At 74.8% G+C, this 1,210-nt stretch carries 2 protein-coding genes; one reads left to right on the top strand and one right to left on the bottom strand.

Features of this window, described 5'->3' with window-relative positions:
- The coding region (locus D7X12_RS43350) for a hypothetical protein (protein ID WP_439329426.1) at positions 1-459 on the top strand (459 nt) is incomplete at its 5' end.
- Positions 460-472: 13 nt separating this feature from the next.
- Here D7X12_RS43350 and D7X12_RS41435 read toward each other — a convergent pair.
- On the bottom strand, positions 473-1,210 hold a 738-nt coding region (locus tag D7X12_RS41435), incomplete at its 5' end, for a hypothetical protein (protein WP_120630573.1).

Here is a 1,210-nt window from a genome sequence, read left to right as displayed (position 1 = left end):
GGAATGGGGAGGCTGCTGTTGCTGGGGGGGTTGGGGCTGGTCGCCAGCGCGTGCCAGTCCCGCGACGGGACGGCCGAGGAGCCAGCCACCCCGGCGTTCGCGCTGTTGCAGCCATCCCGCATGGAGGAGCTGCCGGAGGGCTCCGGCGGCGGCGGGAGCGCGGGAGAGGCCGTGGCCCTGGAGACGCCGGACTTCTACGGCACGGTGACGACGGCGGAGGGCCAGGGCTTCACGGTGCGGGACGACGACGGCGTGGAGCGGCCCTTCGTGGTGGCGCCCACGACGCGCATCCTCCGCGACGGCAAGCGCGTGGCCCGGGCCCAGCTGCGCAAGGGCGTGCAGGTGCACACCACCTACGGCGAGCGGCTGGGCACCTGGGTGGCCACCGACGTGGAGATCTACTCCGGCACGCCGTCGAGGGATCTCACGGCGACGGCGGCGGCGCCGGCGAAGCGCTGAGCGACGCCCGGCATCAGTAGACGGCGAGCGCCTGCGGCAGGTGGTAGCTCACGATGGTGAGCACCGGGATCTTCGGGCCCTCGTCCTCGTCGTCGGTGGTCATCCCGGACGTGACGCGCAGGCCGTCGAAGCGCGCGAGGATGACGTAGTCGCGGCGGCTCTCCAGGAACGGATCCGGCGCGGACAGCCGGCCCAGGGCCTCGCGGCCGGTCTCCTCGGAGATGTTGTCGTAGGCCCTCCCGGTGGCGGACGGGCCGGTGCTCTCGCGCGTGCCGCCAGCGCCCCCCACCTCGCGGTGGGAACCGACGGACTGGAGCCCCTGCTCCACCAGCCACAGCGTGGGGCGCTCGCCGTCCAGCCGTTGATCCGCCACCTGCGCGCGCAGCAGCACGTAGCGCCCCCGGTAGGTGTCCGGCTGGGCGATGGCGGACGCGAGCGAGAAGATGGGCACCTTGCGCGAGTGCAGCAGGCGCAGCTCCCCGTCCACGCTGCCGCCGCGCTGGGCCACCACGCGGGCGATGAGCGAGGCCGCGTCCGGACGCACGCGCAGGTCCTCCGCCCACGCGCGACCCAGCACCACGTCCAGCTGCGTGAAACCGGGCGCGTCCGCGCACACCTTCAGCGCCAGCCACGCGTCGTCGCGCGAGGACGCCTGGAGGCGGCGGGCCGCGCCCTCGCAGGCGGCGGACGTGGGGTAACGGGCGGTGAACGCGCGGGCGTCATGCGGCGACGGAGGCGGGTCCTCGGGCGG

Source organism: Corallococcus sicarius, from assembly GCF_003611735.1.
In the GTDB taxonomy this organism is placed as follows: domain Bacteria; phylum Myxococcota; class Myxococcia; order Myxococcales; family Myxococcaceae; genus Corallococcus; species Corallococcus sicarius.
Note: the sequence above shows the minus strand (reverse complement) of the source record. Positions and strands in the feature narration are given on the sequence as shown.